The following is a 16,127-nucleotide window of genomic DNA, read 5'->3' as shown; positions in this document are numbered from 1 at the left end:
GCTCGGTGGAGGTGAATTCGATCAGGTATTTGAACGGCTGGCTGAGATATTCGTCGCCCTGAAAGGCCAGGATGTCGAGTTCGGCATCGACGCCGCGCACCTTGAGCTTGTGCCGGCTGTGGTCGAAGAACGTACGTAATTCATTGAGCATGTTCGAGCCTCCCTGGTCTGTTTGTGGCGTACAGGGGGCCTGGCTTCCTCCCTCGTTAGCGCGCGGGGAAGCCTTTCACTGTGCTTGCGGGGGGCGATATAGGATCGATCTGGGTAAGCCGCGGGAAAATTCTGAGAGTTTGGGCGAGCACGCCGTACCAAAGTGTCGTCAGCTTTGGAGCGTAAGGATGTAGAAATCCTGTAAGCGGGCTTGCCCCGCGAACAGGTACAAAAAAGCCCATCCGAAGATGGGCTTTTTCATTAACGGGCCGGACCTTCAGCCACACCCAGGTCATCCATCGGACGGTTATCGATCAGCGGTGAACCACCGGAAGCCAGCTCGGCCTGCAGCTTGTCTTCGTCCAGCTCATTGACCCACTTGGCTACCACCACGGTCGCCACGGCGTTACCGATCAGGTTGGTCAGGGCGCGGGCTTCGGACATGAAGCGGTCGATACCGAGGATCAGCGCCAGGCCGGCAACCGGCAGGTGGCCAACGGCAGACAGGGTGGCAGCGAGGACGATGAAGCCCGAACCGGTCACGCCCGCAGCACCTTTGGAAGCAACCAGCAGCACCAGCAGCAAGGTGATCTGATGGGTGATGTCCATGGTGGTGTCGGTGGCCTGGGCGATAAACACCGCGGCCATGGTCAGGTAGATCGAGGTACCGTCGAGGTTGAACGAGTAGCCAGTCGGGATGACCAGACCTACTACGGATTTCTTCGCACCCAGACGCTCCATCTTGGTCAGCATGCGTGGCAGCGCCGACTCGGACGACGAGGTACCCAGCACGATCATCAGCTCTTCACGGATGTAGCGGATCAGTTTGAGAACACTGAAACCGTGAGCACGGGCGATACCACCGAGAATCACGACGATGAACAGCACGCAAGTGATATAGAAGCAGGCCATCAGGTAGCCCAACTGCACCAGTGAACCCACGCCGTACTGGCCGATGGTGAAAGCCATGGCACCGAATGCACCGACCGGCGCCAGCTTCATGATCATGTTGATGATGTTGAACATGACATGGGCGAAGCGGTCGATCAGGTCCAGCAGCGGCTTGCCATAGGCACCCAGGCGATGCAGGGCGAAACCGAAGATCACCGAGAACATCAGCACTTGCAGAATGTCGCCGTTGGCGAAGGCGCCGACCACGGTGTTGGGGATGACGTTGAGCAGGAAGCCGACGGTGGTCTGCTGCGCACCGGCGGCGGCGTAGGCAGCCACGCTGCTGGCGTTCAGGGTGCTGACATCGATATGCATGCCAGCGCCAGGTTTGACCACGTTGACCACGACCAGGCCGATGATCAGGGCAATGGTCGAGACGATTTCGAAGTAGAGCAGTGCATAGCCACCGGTCTTGCCCACCGACTTCATGTTCTGCATGCCAGCGATACCGCTGACCACGGTGCAGAAGATGATTGGGGCGATGACCATTTTGATCAGTTTGACGAACCCGTCGCCCAGCGGTTTCAGGGCTACGCCGGTTTCAGGGTAGTAGTGGCCCAGCAGGATACCGATGGTGATCGCTACTAACACCTGGATATACAGCGATTTGTACAGTGGCTGACGCGTCGTCATGGCTAATTCCTCAAGGGTACCGAGCTCATCCTTCCCAGGATGCGAGGGGTACCTAAAGCGCGAACCCTCCTGCACTGGAGGGATTTGTTGTGTCGAGCTGCCTGGCAGAACTCTGTCAGGTCAATAGCAAGCCCGATGCCAAAATGCGCTTTAGCGGTGCAAACCCAGCATTTACGGGGTTCGATGCACAATGAGGTTGCAAATGGGTCAAGCGGATTGGCGGATTCCCGCCCGACATCTTTTGCAAAAGCATAAGGATGGCGGTAATCCGCCCAGGGGGGATGACGACTCAGTCCAGATTGAAGCGAATACGAAATGCCGCGCCGCCCAGTAGTGAATCATCGAGGGTCAGGCTAGCGTCGTAGCTTTCGATGATGTCCTTGACCACCGCAAGCCCGATGCCCTGCCCCGGGTTCTGCCGATCCAGGCGTTCGCCACGCTGCAGGATGCGTTCGCGCTGGTCGTGGGGTACGCCTGGACCGTCGTCCTCGACACACAGTTCGATCTGCGATGGCCCGCTGCGCAGGCTGATATGGACCTGGCTCAGGCACAGACGGTAGGCGTTTTCCAGGAGGTTGCCGAGCAGTTCGAGCAAGGCGCCCTGCTCCATGGGCACCAAAGCATGCTCGGGGACGTCCAGGCTGATCCTGACCTGCTTGTCGCGGTAGACCTTGGCCAGGGTGCTGCACAGGCTTTCGAGCAACGGCTGCAAGGCCACCTGGTGACGCACCAGACCACTCTTGCGCAGGCTGGCACGTTGCAGCTGGTAGTCGATCTGCTGGCTCATGCGCTCGATCTGGCTTTGCAGTATCCGCGCCTGCTCACGATCTTCACGGCGCTGCCCCATGCTTTCACTGACCCCTTGCAGCACGGCCAACGGGGTTTTCAGGCTATGGGCCAGGTCACCCAGCGAATCGCGGTAGCGTTGACGCTGCTCACGCTCACTGCGCAGCAGGCGGTTCAGCGAGCCGGTCAGGCGCAGCAACTCACGGGGATGTTCAGCACTGAGCCCGTCACGGGCACCGGACTCGACATCATCCAGCTCATGACTTAACTGACGCAGTGAGCGCAGTCCCCAGGTCAAGCCGGCCCAGAGCAGCACCAGCAAGGCCAGCAACGCCGCGCCAAAACCCAGGTACAGACGTTCGCGCAGGCCGTCGAGGGTATGCTGGTACTCGCGCACCGGCTGCAGGGCGACAATGCTGAAGGCCGCCGTCTTGCCGCCAAGTAGCTTGACCTCAACGTCATAGACAAAAAACTCCTCGCCATCGGCCTGGCGAATCCGCGCGAACTCGTTGCCACGTCCGTCATACCGCGGGGTGTAGTTGATGTTTTCATCGGCAGTAGCCCGCGACCGCCAGACCAGATTGCCCTGGCGATCGTAGATGTAGCCGAGCAGGCGGCTGTCGGGCAGATTGTATTTTTCGTCGGGCAGCAACGCCGGCATCTGCAACTGGTTGTGCTCGATGCGCGCGGCTGAAATCAAGGTGGTGACGTCCGAGGCCAGGCGCTTTTCGATCGATTCCTGCAAGGCCAGGCTGAAGGCCTTCTGCAAGGCCGGCAACAGACCAAGCATGAACAACAGGGCCAGCAGCGCCGCTGCCAGCATCAGCCGCAGGCGTAGCGAACGAATCATCGGCAGCGCTCGGTAAACAGATAGCCTAACCCGCGCACTGTATCGATAGGTTTGAAGCCGTTACTGCCTTCAAGCTTGCGCCGCAGGCGACCGACCAACACCTCGATCACATTCGGATCGCGCTCGTCGTCATCGGGGTAGAGCTGCTCCATCAGACGGTCCTTGGCCACCACCTGCTGGTGATGGCGCATCAGGTACTCAAGAATGCGGTATTCATAGGCGGTCAGCGCCAGCGGCTGATCGTCGAGGGTTGCCTGCTTGCGGTTCAGGTCCAGCAGCAACGGCCCCGCGGCAATGGTCGACTGAACAAAGCCACTGGAACGGCGCAATAGGGCATTGAGGCGTGCCTCCAGCTCTTCGAACTGGAAAGGTTTGACCACATAGTCGTCAGCCCCGGCCGCCAGGCCTTCGACCTTATCCTGCCAGTTGCCCCGTGCGGTGAGGATCAGAATGGGAAAGCTCTTGCCCTGGGAGCGCAATTGCCGAATCAGGTCCAGCCCGCTCATGCCTGGCAGGCCCAGGTCGATCACCGCCAGGTCATGGTTGAACTGCTCGGCCTGATACAAGGCCTCCTCGGCGTTGGGCACCGCTTCAACCACGTGCCCGCTCTCGGTCAAGCGGCTGTGCAAGTGATGACGCAACAGTGCTTCATCCTCAACCACCAGCAGTTTCATAGGTTCCCCCTGCCCATGCCGAAGATCGTGACTCCGGCGAAATACCAACCCCATGCAGCATAACAGCGAACCGGCCATGCACCTGCTGGCCGGCTCGAACATCCTCATGGGGGAGTCAGAATGCGTAGTTGGCCGAAAGGTAGGTCTGCGCGCTGCTGTCCAGGCGCAGGGTGCCGACTTTCGGACCGCCATGCTCGGCAAGCTCGGTACTGGCATTGCTGCGCAGGTAACGGTAGCCCAGTTCGACCGAGGCGTTGTCGGTTACCTGTTGCAGCAGGCCGGCTTGCAGGCCGATGGCATAACCGGTGTCGGTGTCGCGGCTGTAACCGGACGACTCCTGGCTGAGCTTGGTCAGGCCGGCGCTGGCACCACCGAACAGCTTGGTGCTGTTGCCCAGCGGGTAGAACACGTCGTAGCTGCCCAGCAGGTTTTCCTGACGCATCTTCAGGCCGCTATGGTCGTTGGATACGTTGTCATAGGTGAGGTAGTAGCGGCGCTGGTCGTTCATCTGGCCGACGCGCACGCCCCAGGTACCGTCCTTGCTGATGATGCCGTCGGTGTTCAGGTGATCGGTGTTGCTGCTCAGCAAGCCGGATTTTTTGATCTTGTCGCTGGTCTGGCCGTAGGTGACACCGGCGAAGGTAGTGTCGGCGGCCTGGACTGCAGCACTGGCGCCGAAAAAGGCTACGGCGAGGAACAGGGTATTGAGCGCTTTCATAAGGGTTACTCCTGGCGATGTGCCGTTTGGGTGTTGAAGCTAGAGTAAGCAAAGCGTCCTGAACGGCTGCTGAACCCTGCCTGAACCTAGGCTGAACAGCCCGCGGTCACTGGAAAGCCCCGCACGCCCACGGCACAATACCGACCATGAACCGACTCCCCTCCTGCTGCGCCCCACTGCTGCATCACTGGCCCCTACCCCACCCGGTCGCCGGTGCAGTACTGGTCAGTTGTCCCTTCGATCCTGCGCTGCTGGCCAGCGATGACTTCCTCCGTGCTGGCATCGAGCAGACACCCAACCTGCAACGCTCGGTGGCCAAGCGCCAAGCCGAGTACCTGGCTGGACGGGTATGTGCCCGGGCGGCTTTGCAGCGCCTGGATGGTCGCGAGTACATACCTGGCACCCACGAGGACCGCTCGCCGATCTGGCCGACCGGCATCAGCGGTTCGATCACCCACGGCAAAGGCTGGGCTGCCGCCGTGGTGGCGCGCAGCAGCGACTGCCAGGGGCTGGGGCTGGACCAGGAAAGCCTGCTCAGTGACGAACGTGCCGAACGCCTGGCCCGGGAGATCCTCACCGAGGCCGAGCTGCACAGGATGGACGCCAGTCAGACGGGCTTGACCGTCACCCTGAGCTTTTCCCTCAAGGAAAGCCTGTTCAAGGCCCTCTACCCTCTCGTGCAACAGCGCTTCTACTTCGAGCACGCCGAAGTGCTGGAGTGGTCAAGCGACGGCCAGGCCCGCCTGCGCCTGCTGACCGACCTGTCGGCGCAGTGGCATAAAGGAAAGGAGCTGGAGGGGCAGTTCAGCGTGCAGGATGACCAGGTGCTGAGCCTGGTCAGCGTCTGAGGTTCAAGCCAGCAATGGGCAGTGCTCGCAGTGTCCGACCCAGTCCACCTTGTAGCTCAGGCAACAGGTACGCCGACGGCGTTTGCCCGCCGCATCGAAACTGACGGCGGCATACAGTGGGCTGTCGGGTGACGTGAGCAAGCGGCTCAAGCCGCTGCCATCACCTTCGCGGCGTTGCAGCGCTTGATCCAGGCAATCCCCGGCATTGCCCCAGAGCACCGCCGGCGCTACCGCCCCCAATGCAGCCAGACGCACCAGCAGCGGTTGCAGGTGATGTTCCAGCATCGCCTCGAGCCCTTCACAGCACGCGCCCCGCCCTCCCAGGGCAAGCGGCAGGCCGCGGCTATCCAGGGTCACGTCGGTGGCGCCGAACACTGGCAGCAGGGTACCGCCAAGCAGCGACTGCCAGACCACTGCGAAGTAGTATTTGGACCACTGCGACACCAGCACCGGGCGCTGCGCTGGCATCAGTTCGGGGCCATACAGGTCAAGCAGCAAGGCCTCGAAACGGGCCGGTTCCAGCACCTTTTCCAGGGACAGCGAAGCACTCATGCCGTGCCCTGGCTGCGCGGCCAGCTCAGGCTGAAACGCGCGCCGCCCAGGTGCTCGCTGTGCCCGACCGACGCTCGTCCGTTATGCCAATAGATGATCCGGCGCACAATCGACAAGCCCAGGCCATGACCACCGGAAGCGCGGGTTCGGCTGTCATCCAGGCGGGTGAAGGGGGTGAAGATACGGTCCCAGACACTTTCCGGTATGCCCGGGCCGTCATCCTCAACATCGATCCGGCAACGCTGCAGTCCCAGCTGATAACTGAGGCTGACCTGCGATTCAGCATGGCGCATGGCATTGCTCACCAGGTTCTGCAAGGCCCGGTGCAGGTAGCGCGGTTCGGCTTCCACCCAGGCCCCTTGCCCATCCGGGCCTTGTTCCTCGCCCTGGCATGGTCCGCGCACGACCCTGACGTCGCTGCGCAATGGCGCAAGTTCAGCGATCACCTGATCCAGCAAGGCATCCAGGTCGACCCGCTGAAAATGCAAGGCCGGTGCGCCCTGCTCAAGGCGGGCGTAAGTGAGCATCTCGTCGACCAGCTTGTCCAGGTCCTGGATATCGCCATCCATGCCGCTCAAGTACTTTTCCCGGGCCTGGTCGTCCCGCGCACTGGCGATCATTTCCAGGCCGAAGCGCAGTCGCGCCACCGGCGTACGCAATTCATGGGAAACGGCGCGCACCAATTCACGCTGAATGGTCAGCGAGCGCTGCAGGTGTTCAGCCATGCCATTGAAGGCTGCGGCCAGGCGTCCGACTGAGTCGGCATCATCGGCGGCCACGCGGGTTTCCAGGCTACCCTGGGCAATGCGCGTGGCGGCGGCTTCAAGGTCGGACAGACGCCGCTCCAGCTGACGCACCAACAAATAGACGATCAGGCCGATCAGGCACAGGCCGAGCACGGCAATCAGCGCCAGCAGCTGTGGCGGATAGGGATTCATCTGGTATAGCGGGCCGATCTCCAGCACCCAGGGCGTGCCGACCATGCCGGCAACCACGCGGATCGAGTCGCCATCCTTGCCCAGGGCCATCACCGTGTCACCTTCATCGACACGTCGGCGCTGGTCCTCGTCCATGTCGGTCTGCTCCAGGCGTCGCAGGCTCAGGTCGAAACCGAAGCCCTTGTTTTGCTTGAGCTCGGCCAGGCGCCGAGGCTGTTCGCCGATCGGGTAGCGCACCAGCTCATCGGCCAGCAGGTAAATCGTCGCCCGTGCCAGTTGCTCGCTGATCTGCTCAACCACGCCGACCAACAGCAGATCCTCAGTACCGACCTGGCGCATGACCTTGGCCGCATGCGGACCGGTCTTCTCCACCAGTACCTGACCACGCTGCAACTGGCTGCGTTGGCCACTATCGATGCCGGCCACCGCCATGGACTGCAGCTTCAGCGGAATGCCCAGCAGCCGCTCCCAGATCAATAATGTGCGCTTGCGCTCAACGTCGCCCTGCGGCACCAGGTTGTCGGCCATCAGGGTAAAGGTGCCGTGGGCCAGGCGCTCGCGGTACTGGCCGGCACGCACCTCGTTGAGCAGGTGCACACTGAGCACCCCAAGCACCGCTACCAGCACCAGGGCGGCGAGCATGCCGCCGTAGATACGCAGGAAAATCGAGTTCATCGCGCCTGGCCCATGGCCTCGGCCGCCTCGCGCACGAACAGGTAGCCTTTGCTGCGGATGGTCTTGATCATCCGCGGGTGCTCGGGGTCGTCACCTATTCTCGGGCGAATCCTGGAAATTCGCACATCAATGGAGCGGTCCTGGCCGTCATACCCCACCCCGCGCAGCGAAGTGAAGATCTCCTCACGGGACAAGATACGCCCGGCGTTGCTGACCAACAGCCAGAGCAAGTCAAATTCAGCGCTGGTCAGCTCGATACCCTCATCCCGCAGCCAGGCCTCACGCAGGCTGTTATCCACCCGCAATGGCCCGAACTGCAGGCACTGCGCAGGCTCGTTTTGAGCAGCGGGCTCACTGCGTCGCAGCAACGCAGTGATCCGCGCCAGCAACAGGCGTGGGCGCACCGGCTTGCACACATAGTCATCGGCGCCCAGGTCCAAGCCCTGGACCTGGTCCAGGTCATCGCTGCGGGCGGTAAGCATGAGGATCGGGCCGGCAAATTGCTTGCGAACCTTGCGGCAGATGCTCAGGCCGTCTTCGCCGGGCAGCATCAGGTCGAGAATCACCAGGTCCGGCTGCTCGGCGATAATCCGCGCCGCCGCCTTGGCACCATCACCTTCGACCTCGACGTCGAAGCCGTTGGCCTGCAGGTATTCACGGGTCAGGTCGGCCAAACGCTGGTCATCCTCGACGATCAATACCTGACTGCGCTGCTGCTCCACGGCTCACCTCGACGGCTTGTTGTTATAAAGAGTGCCCTTGGGACTGCTTCACCAAAAGGCAACATCGGCCCCGGATACTACGTCGCGCACCGACGCCTGCCAACCGTCGCCACGAGCGGCAATAAACCACGGGGCCGATTGCTCGGAAGGCGATCGATTTGTGCTAGGGTGCGCGCCCGAAAATATCTACCTGGATAATGGCAGTCAGTGAAAAAAAGGGTGACAGACGGTCATCTTGCGCTAAGACGCGGCCTACAAGGCGTTAGCCAAAATCACTCACAAACTACGCACAAGTTATCCACAGCGCACGACCTTGCAATACCCCCAATACCGCATTATCTTGTATCCCTATCGAAACAAAACACTACATCTTGGGGTTTGAAGTAAATCCCAAGCACAAGTCAAGCAAAGAACTCAAGCCTTGGTGCAGTGGTTTTTTTGCTTGAACTTTAGAAGCATTCAGCAGCCAAACCGCTCCGGCGCAGGCGTCCGTTGCAAACCCTCGGAGGGTGTTGTTTCGGGTACGGGTGTTGCAAGCCATAGGCACACCTGACAGCAACAGTTTTGAGTCGTGGATTCAGAACCTTTGACTTCGGCCAGGGAGCGGCAAGTAATTGCCCCTTATTCCTGATCTGTCCCGAAGTGAGTATGCCCGACCTGTTCGGCATGCTGGAGCGTCGCGCTCCCGTGTGCCATCAGGGTCGGTTGTTGGGCTTTCGGACGGAACGGCTGGCGCCCACAAGGCGCCTAATCAAACATAGAGAACGTGGAGACACCCATGCAAACCGACACAACTCGCGAGAACCCGCAGGCCAAGGCGCCGCAGGCCGCCGATTCGAACCTGGATCTGGCTGCTACCGCCCCTGGCCAACTGCGCGTGATCAAGCGCAATGGCACTGTCGTCGCCTACACCGACGACAAGATCACCGTGGCCATCACCAAGGCGTTCCTCGCAGTTGAAGGCGGCACCGCCGCTGCCTCGTCGCGTATCCACGACACCGTTGCCCGTCTGACCGAACAGGTTACCGCGACCTTCAAGCGTCGCATGCCATCGGGCGGCACCATCCACATCGAAGAGATCCAGGACCAGGTCGAACTGGCCCTGATGCGTGCCGGCGAGCAGAAAGTTGCCCGCGACTACGTGATCTACCGCGACCAGCGCGCCAAAGAACGTGCTACCCGTGTCCACGCCGAAGACGCCAGCGTGCAGCCGCACCCGAGCATCCGCATCACCCTGGCCGACGGCAGCCTCGCACCACTGGACATGAACCGCCTGAACACCATCATCAGCGAGGCCTGCGAAGGCCTGGCCGAAGTCGATGGCGAGCTGATCCAGCGCGAAACCCTGAAGAACCTCTACGACGGCGTGGCCATCAAGGACGTCAACACCGCCCTGGTGATGACCGCCCGTACCCTGGTTGAACGCGAGCCGAACTACTCGTTCGTGACCGCCCGCCTGCTGATGGACACTCTGCGTGCCGAAGGCCTGGGCTTCCTCGGCGTGGCCGAAAGCGCCACGCACCACGAAATGGCCGAGCTGTACGCCAAGGCCCTGCCGGCCTACGTTGCCAAGGGCGTCGAGTTCGAACTGCTCAACCCTGCCCTGGCCGACTTCGACCTGGAAAAACTGGGCAAGGCAATCAATCACGAGCGCGACCAGCAATTCACCTACCTGGGCCTGCAAACCCTCTACGACCGCTACTTCATCCACAAGGATGGCGTGCGCTTCGAGCTGCCTCAGGTATTCTTCATGCGCGTGGCCATGGGCCTGGCGCTGGAAGAGAAAAACAAAGAAGCCCGTGCGATCGAGTTCTACAACCTGTTGTCGTCCTTCGACTACATGGCCTCGACCCCGACGCTGTTCAACGCCGGTACCCTGCGTCCTCAACTGTCGAGCTGCTACTTGACCACCGTGCCGGACGACCTGTCGGGCATCTACCATGCGATCCACGACAACGCCATGCTGTCGAAATTCGCCGGTGGCCTGGGCAACGACTGGACCCCTGTGCGTGCACTGGGCTCCTACATCAAGGGCACCAACGGTAAATCCCAGGGCGTCGTACCTTTCCTGAAAGTGGTCAACGACACCGCCGTAGCGGTCAACCAGGGCGGCAAGCGCAAAGGCGCTGTCTGTGCCTACCTGGAAACCTGGCACCTGGACATCGAAGAGTTCATCGAGCTGCGCAAGAACACCGGTGATGATCGTCGTCGTACCCACGACATGAACACCGCCAACTGGATCCCTGACCTGTTCATGAAGCGCGTCTTCGATGACGGCAAGTGGACCCTGTTCTCGCCGAACGAAGTACCTGATCTGCACGACCTGACCGGCAAGGCCTTCGAAGAGCGCTACGAGTACTACGAAGCCCTGACCGAGTACAACAAGATCAAGGTGTTCAAGACCATCCAGGCCAAAGACCTGTGGCGCAAGATGCTCTCGATGCTGTTCGAGACCGGCCACCCATGGCTGACCTTCAAGGATCCGTGCAACCTGCGTAGCCCGCAGCAGCACGTGGGCGTGGTGCACAGCTCGAACCTGTGCACCGAGATCACCCTGAACACCAACAAGGACGAGATCGCGGTCTGCAACCTGGGCTCGATCAACCTGCCGAACCACATTGTCAACGGCAAGCTGGACACCGCTAAGCTGCAACGCACGGTGAACACTGCTGTGCGCATGCTCGACAACGTGATCGACATCAACTACTACTCGGTGCCACAAGCGCGTAACTCGAACTTCAAGCACCGTCCGGTGGGCCTGGGCATCATGGGCTTCCAGGACGCGCTGTACCTGCAGCACATCCCATACGGCTCCGACGCTGCTGTCGAGTTCGCCGACAAGTCGATGGAAGCGGTCAGCTACTTCGCCATCCAGGCTTCCTGTGACTTGGCTGACGAGCGTGGCGCCTACGAGACCTTCCAGGGTTCGCTGTGGTCCAAAGGTATCCTGCCGCTGGACTCGCAACAGATCCTGATCGAAGCCCGTGGCCAGAAGTACATCGACGTCGACCTGAACGAGACCCTGGACTGGGCACCGGTCCGTGCTCGTGTACAGAAAGGTATTCGTAACTCGAACATCATGGCCATCGCGCCGACCGCGACCATCGCCAACATCACCGGCGTATCGCAGTCCATCGAGCCGACTTACCAGAACCTGTACGTGAAATCGAACCTCTCGGGCGAATTCACCGTGATCAACCCGTACCTGGTTCACGACCTCAAGGCTCGTGGCCTGTGGGACTCGGTCATGATCAACGACCTGAAGTACTACGACGGTTCGGTGCAGCAGATCGAGCGTATCCCGCAGGAACTCAAAGACCTGTACGCCACCGCATTCGAAGTGGAAACCAAGTGGATCGTCGACGCCGCCAGCCGCCGTCAGAAGTGGATCGACCAGGCCCAGTCGCTGAACCTGTACATCGCCGGCGCTTCGGGCAAGAAGCTCGACGTGACCTACCGCATGGCCTGGTACCGTGGTCTGAAAACCACCTACTACCTCCGTGCCCTGGCCGCGACCAGCACCGAGAAGTCGACCATCAACACCGGCAAGCTCAACGCTGTGTCCAGCGGTGGCGACAGCGCACCGATCCAGGCTGCCGGTCCCGCGCCAGTGCCTAAAGCTTGCGCCATCGACGAGCCGGATTGCGAAGCCTGCCAGTAAGTCCTGAAAGCACTGTGGGAGCGGGCTTGCCCCGCGATAGGGTCACAGCCCGCCCCTCCCACAGCGCCAGACAAAAAGGTCAGGGACAACCCTGACCTCCTCCGAGGAGCCCCGCTCCCGGTAGCATTCCAAGTTTTTGCGTGCACAGCAGTACCCGCAAGCAACGCAACCAAGATCCACCGGCCATACTGAATATGGCCCTCAAGCAGGAGACCCACCATGCTGAGCTGGGACGAATTCGATAAAGACGAAGGCGAAGAAGCCGCCAAAGGTGCAACCGCCACTCAAGCCGCTGCCGCAGGCATCGACAAGCTTGATAACGCTGGCGGTGTTGCCGCCCTGGAAGCCCGCGCCGTAACCGCCGATGATTCGGACGCCGTCAAGCGTGCCAAGGCTGCCCTGGACCAACTCGACATCGCCGAAGGCCTGGCTGAGCTGGAAGGCTCCGCTGCCCGTGTCGCGGTTGACGAAAAGCGCATGATCAACTGCCGCGCCGACCTCAACCAGCTGGTGCCTTTCAAGTACGACTGGGCCTGGCAGAAATACCTGGACGGTTGCGCCAACCACTGGATGCCGCAAGAGGTCAACATGACCGCGGACATCGCATTGTGGAAAAACCCGGAAGGCCTGACCGACGACGAGCGTCGCATCGTCATGCGCAACCTGGGCTTCTTCTCCACCGCCGACTCCCTGGTTGCCAACAACCTGGCCCTGGCCGTGTACCGCCTGATCACCAACCCGGAATGCCGCCAGTACATCCTGCGCCAGGCGTTCGAAGAGGCGATCCACACCCACGCCTACCAGTACTGCATCGAATCGCTGGGCATGGATGAAGGCGAGATCTTCAACATGTACCACGAGATCCCGTCGGTCGCGAAAAAAGCCGCCTGGGGCCTGAGCTACACCCGCGCGATCTCCGACCCCGAGTTCAACACCGGCACCGTCGAGACCGACAAAGAGCTGCTGCGCAACCTGATCGCCTACTACTGCGTGCTGGAAGGCATCTTCTTCTACTGCGGCTTCACCCAGATCCTGTCCATGGGCCGTCGCAACAAGATGACCGGCGTTGCCGAGCAGTTCCAGTACATCCTGCGTGACGAGTCCATGCACCTGAACTTCGGTATCGACGTGATCAACCAGATCAAGATCGAAAACCCGCACCTGTGGGATGCCGAAATGAAAGAAGAAGCCTCGCAGATGATCCTGCAGGGCACCCAACTGGAAATCGAATACGCACGCGACACCATGCCGCGCGGCGTACTGGGCATGAACGCGGCGATGATGGAGGACTACCTCAAGTTCATCGCCAACCGTCGCCTGTCGCAGATCGGCCTGAAAGAAGAGTACCCAGGGACCACCAACCCGTTCCCATGGATGAGCGAGATCATGGACTTGAAGAAAGAGAAGAACTTCTTTGAGACTCGGGTTATTGAGTATCAGACGGGTGGGGCGTTGAGCTGGGATTGATTCCTCGCTCTTGTTCTGCAAAAGGCTGCCGCAAGGTGGCCTTTTTTGTGCCTGCGTATTCGCGCTAGATTGAACAGTGTGGCGCCTACACAGTGTTGGCTTGGTCTACTGTTTTACGCTGGAGGTTTCGGTTTTCTGAACCTGTGCGTCAGGGGTAGCAAGGAGCATTGCATGAACGATAGTCCGCCCACCCGGACCGGCTGGCGACGCTGGCTGCCCGGGTTGCTGGTCCTGCGCTCGTACCAGGTGGGCGATCTGCCGAGAGACTTGCTCGCCGGCCTGGTGCTGACCACCATGCTGGTGCCGGTGGGTATTGCCTATGCCGAAGCCTCGGGCGTGTCGGGTATCTTTGGACTGTACGCCAGTATCGTGCCGCTGCTGGTCTATGCCCTGTTCGGACCGAGTCGCATCCTGGTGCTTGGGCCAGACTCGGCGCTGGCCGCAATCATTCTTGCCGTGGTGCTGCCATTGTCCGCTGGCGACCCCATGCGCGCCATTGCCCTGGCCAGCGCCATGGCCCTGGTGTCTGGGCTGGTGTGTATTGGCGCGGGCCTGCTGCGTCTGGGCTTCGTCACTGAGCTGCTGTCCAAGCCCATTCGCTACGGCTACATGAACGGTATCGCCTTCACGGTACTGATCAGCCAGATGCCCAAGTTGTTCGACATCTCTGTGCAGAGCACCGGGCCCCTGGGCGATGTCATGGAGCTCGCCCGGGCGCTGCTGGCAGGCCAGGCCAATTGGGTCGGCTTCGCCATCGGTGCCGGGACCCTGGCCCTGATCCTTGTGCTCGAGCGCTTCAAGCGCGTGCCAGGCATCCTCATCGGCGTAGCCGCTGCAACTCTGGTGGTGGGCAGTCTTGGCCTCGACGCCAGTCACGGCATCAAGGTGCTGGGCGCTATGCCACAAGGGTTACCCAGCTTCGTGGTGCCCTGGCTGCGGGCCGAAGACCTGATCACGGTGCTGGTTGGTGGCTTCGCTGTCGCCCTGGTGTCCTTCGCTGACACTAGCGTGCTGTCCCGTACTTACGCGGCCAAGATCCGTACCCCTGTCGATCCAAACCAGGAAATGGTCGGTCTGGGGGTCGCCAATCTGGCAACAGGACTGTTCCAGGGTTTTCCCGTCAGTAGCAGCGCTTCTCGTACGCCGGTTGCCGAGGCAGCGGGGTCGCGTACTCAACTCACCGGCGTGTTCGCTGCCGTGGGAGTGGCGCTGTTGCTGCTGTTCGCCCCCAAGCTGTTACAACACCTGCCTAACAGTGCCCTTGCTGCTGTGGTGATCGTGGCCGCCATTGGCTTGTTCGAGGTCAAGGACCTGAAGCGGATCTACCGTATCCAGCGCTGGGAGTGCTGGCTGTCGATTACCTGCTTTGTTGGCGTCGTGGTACTTGGTGCCGTCCCCGGCATCGGTCTGGCGGTCGTCCTCGCTGTGATCGAGTTTCTCTGGGATGGCTGGCGCCCACATTACACGGTGCTCGGCCGCGTTGACGGGGTCCGCGGCTATCACGACATCTCCCGCTATCCCAGAGCCCGCCTGGTGCCCGGGCTGGTACTGTTTCGCTGGGATGCACCGCTATTCTTTGCCAATGCCGAGTTCTTCCAGAAGTGTGTGATGGAGGCTGTCGCCAAGTCTACGACCGAGGTGCGCCGGGTTGTTGTGGCTGCAGAACCGGTCACCAGTGTGGACGTTACCTCGGCGGACATGCTGGTGGAGCTGGAACAGTCTCTGCGTGCGGCAAACATCGAGCTGCGCTTTGCCGAAATGAAAGACCCGGTCAAGGACAAACTTCAACGCCTTGAAGTGTTGGACCATATTGGCCGTGATATTTTCCAGCCAACGGTTGGCGCTGCCGTGGATGCCTATCTTGAAGAACACGGAGTGGACTGGACACCTTAGGCAACCGACCATGGAGGTTAGCGCCGCATCCAGCGCCAACCTATGCGAAAATACCCGCGCTTTTGTTCATATGTGTGGAGATGTACAGTTTTGGTAATGCACTACTCAATCAGCAGCGATTCGGTCGCTTGCGGTCGCAATGGCAATAACCTCAGCAGCACTTCTGAAGCCGACAAGGTCGATTGCAAGTCGTGCCAGCGCTCGCTGGTCAAGGCTGATGCCGCCCCGGTCAAGAAGGCCACTCCATCGTTGGCAGAACTGCGCAAGCAGCGCCAAGCCAGCCAGGTGAACGCAGCCCCGTTCTGCTTCAAGGCCAACTGGCGTGTACGCCTGGCTGCGCAGGCTGATCGCTGCCGCTTGCCTCGCGGTGTAGCACCACAGGCTTTCGTTTAAGCCTACGCAAGCCCAAGACCACCCTGCGGGGTGGTTTTTTTTTGGCCTATGCTTCACCTGCCTGGATTGAGGCTCCTACAGGTTCAGCGGCCACAAAGACAAAACCCCTACCTGCATGCGCAGATAGGGGTTTCGGAATTTAATCTTGACGATGACCTACTCTCACATGGGGAAACCCCACACTACCATCGGCGATGCATCGTTTCACTACTGAGT

General features: G+C 60.8%; 12 protein-coding genes. 5 read left to right on the top strand and 7 right to left on the bottom strand.

The window, feature by feature from the left end; all coding sequences use genetic code 11:
* Positions 1–411: 411 nt before the first annotated feature.
* The 4 genes from ACRESH_RS23350 to ACRESH_RS23335 all read right to left on the bottom strand — a co-directional run bounded on the left by ACRESH_RS23350 (position 412) and on the right by ACRESH_RS23335 (position 4,762).
* A complete protein-coding gene (locus tag ACRESH_RS23350) occupies positions 412–1,734 on the bottom strand; it encodes a dicarboxylate/amino acid:cation symporter (protein ID WP_431744195.1) in 1,323 nt (440 codons plus the stop codon).
* A 289-nt stretch (positions 1,735–2,023) separates the two neighbouring features.
* Positions 2,024–3,370, bottom strand: a complete 1,347-nt coding sequence (locus ACRESH_RS23345) for an ATP-binding protein (RefSeq protein ID WP_431744194.1) — start codon at positions 3,368–3,370, stop codon at positions 2,024–2,026.
* Positions 3,367–4,044, bottom strand: a complete 678-nt coding sequence (locus tag ACRESH_RS23340; RefSeq protein ID WP_431744193.1) for a response regulator — start codon at positions 4,042–4,044, stop codon at positions 3,367–3,369. The genes ACRESH_RS23345 and ACRESH_RS23340 overlap by 4 nt, the downstream gene beginning before the upstream one ends.
* A gap of 115 nt (positions 4,045–4,159) precedes the next feature.
* On the bottom strand, positions 4,160–4,762 hold the full coding sequence (locus ACRESH_RS23335) for a hypothetical protein (protein WP_431744192.1): 603 nt from the start codon (positions 4,760–4,762) through the stop codon (positions 4,160–4,162).
* Between the two features lie 146 nt (positions 4,763–4,908).
* Here ACRESH_RS23335 and ACRESH_RS23330 point away from each other — a divergent pair, with 146 nt between their 5' ends.
* Positions 4,909–5,610, top strand: coding sequence for a 4'-phosphopantetheinyl transferase family protein (locus tag ACRESH_RS23330; protein ID WP_431744191.1), 702 nt, complete (start codon positions 4,909–4,911; stop codon positions 5,608–5,610).
* Between the two features lie 3 nt (positions 5,611–5,613).
* On the opposite strand, the gene fhuF is transcribed toward ACRESH_RS23330, so the two are convergent.
* From fhuF to ACRESH_RS23315, 3 genes are read right to left on the bottom strand one after another with little or no spacing between them, the layout of a single operon-like run.
* A complete protein-coding gene (fhuF, locus tag ACRESH_RS23325) occupies positions 5,614–6,162 on the bottom strand; it encodes a siderophore-iron reductase FhuF (protein ID WP_431744190.1) in 549 nt (182 codons plus the stop codon).
* Positions 6,159–7,775: an ATP-binding protein gene (locus ACRESH_RS23320; protein WP_431744189.1), complete on the bottom strand. Its 1,617-nt coding sequence runs from the start codon at positions 7,773–7,775 to the stop codon at positions 6,159–6,161. The genes fhuF and ACRESH_RS23320 overlap by 4 nt, the downstream gene beginning before the upstream one ends.
* Complete coding sequence (locus ACRESH_RS23315; protein ID WP_431744188.1) at positions 7,772–8,497, bottom strand: response regulator; 726 nt, start codon at positions 8,495–8,497, stop codon at positions 7,772–7,774. Before ACRESH_RS23315 ends, ACRESH_RS23320 begins: the two co-directional genes overlap by 4 nt.
* 778 nt (positions 8,498–9,275) lie before the next feature.
* Between ACRESH_RS23315 and ACRESH_RS23310 the strand changes: the two genes are divergently transcribed.
* From ACRESH_RS23310 to ACRESH_RS23295, 4 genes are all read left to right on the top strand, one after another.
* Positions 9,276–12,158 carry a ribonucleoside-diphosphate reductase subunit alpha gene (locus ACRESH_RS23310; protein WP_431744187.1) on the top strand — a complete coding sequence of 961 codons (2,883 nt, stop codon included), beginning with the start codon at positions 9,276–9,278 and terminating at the stop codon, positions 12,156–12,158.
* Positions 12,159–12,377: 219 nt separating this feature from the next.
* The gene (locus ACRESH_RS23305; protein ID WP_274293483.1) at positions 12,378–13,625 is read left to right on the top strand and encodes a ribonucleotide-diphosphate reductase subunit beta; all 1,248 of its coding nucleotides are present in this window, start codon (positions 12,378–12,380) and stop codon (positions 13,623–13,625) included.
* A 171-nt stretch (positions 13,626–13,796) separates the two neighbouring features.
* Complete coding sequence (locus tag ACRESH_RS23300; RefSeq protein ID WP_431744186.1) at positions 13,797–15,518, top strand: SulP family inorganic anion transporter; 1,722 nt, start codon at positions 13,797–13,799, stop codon at positions 15,516–15,518.
* A gap of 96 nt (positions 15,519–15,614) precedes the next feature.
* The gene (locus tag ACRESH_RS23295) at positions 15,615–15,911 is read left to right on the top strand and encodes a hypothetical protein (RefSeq protein WP_431744185.1); all 297 of its coding nucleotides are present in this window, start codon (positions 15,615–15,617) and stop codon (positions 15,909–15,911) included.
* Positions 15,912–16,127: the final 216 nt, after the last annotated feature.

This window comes from Pseudomonas sp., from assembly GCF_050739775.1.
Classification (GTDB): Bacteria; Pseudomonadota; Gammaproteobacteria; order Pseudomonadales; family Pseudomonadaceae; genus Aquipseudomonas.
This window is presented reverse-complemented; position numbering and strand designations above follow the sequence as displayed.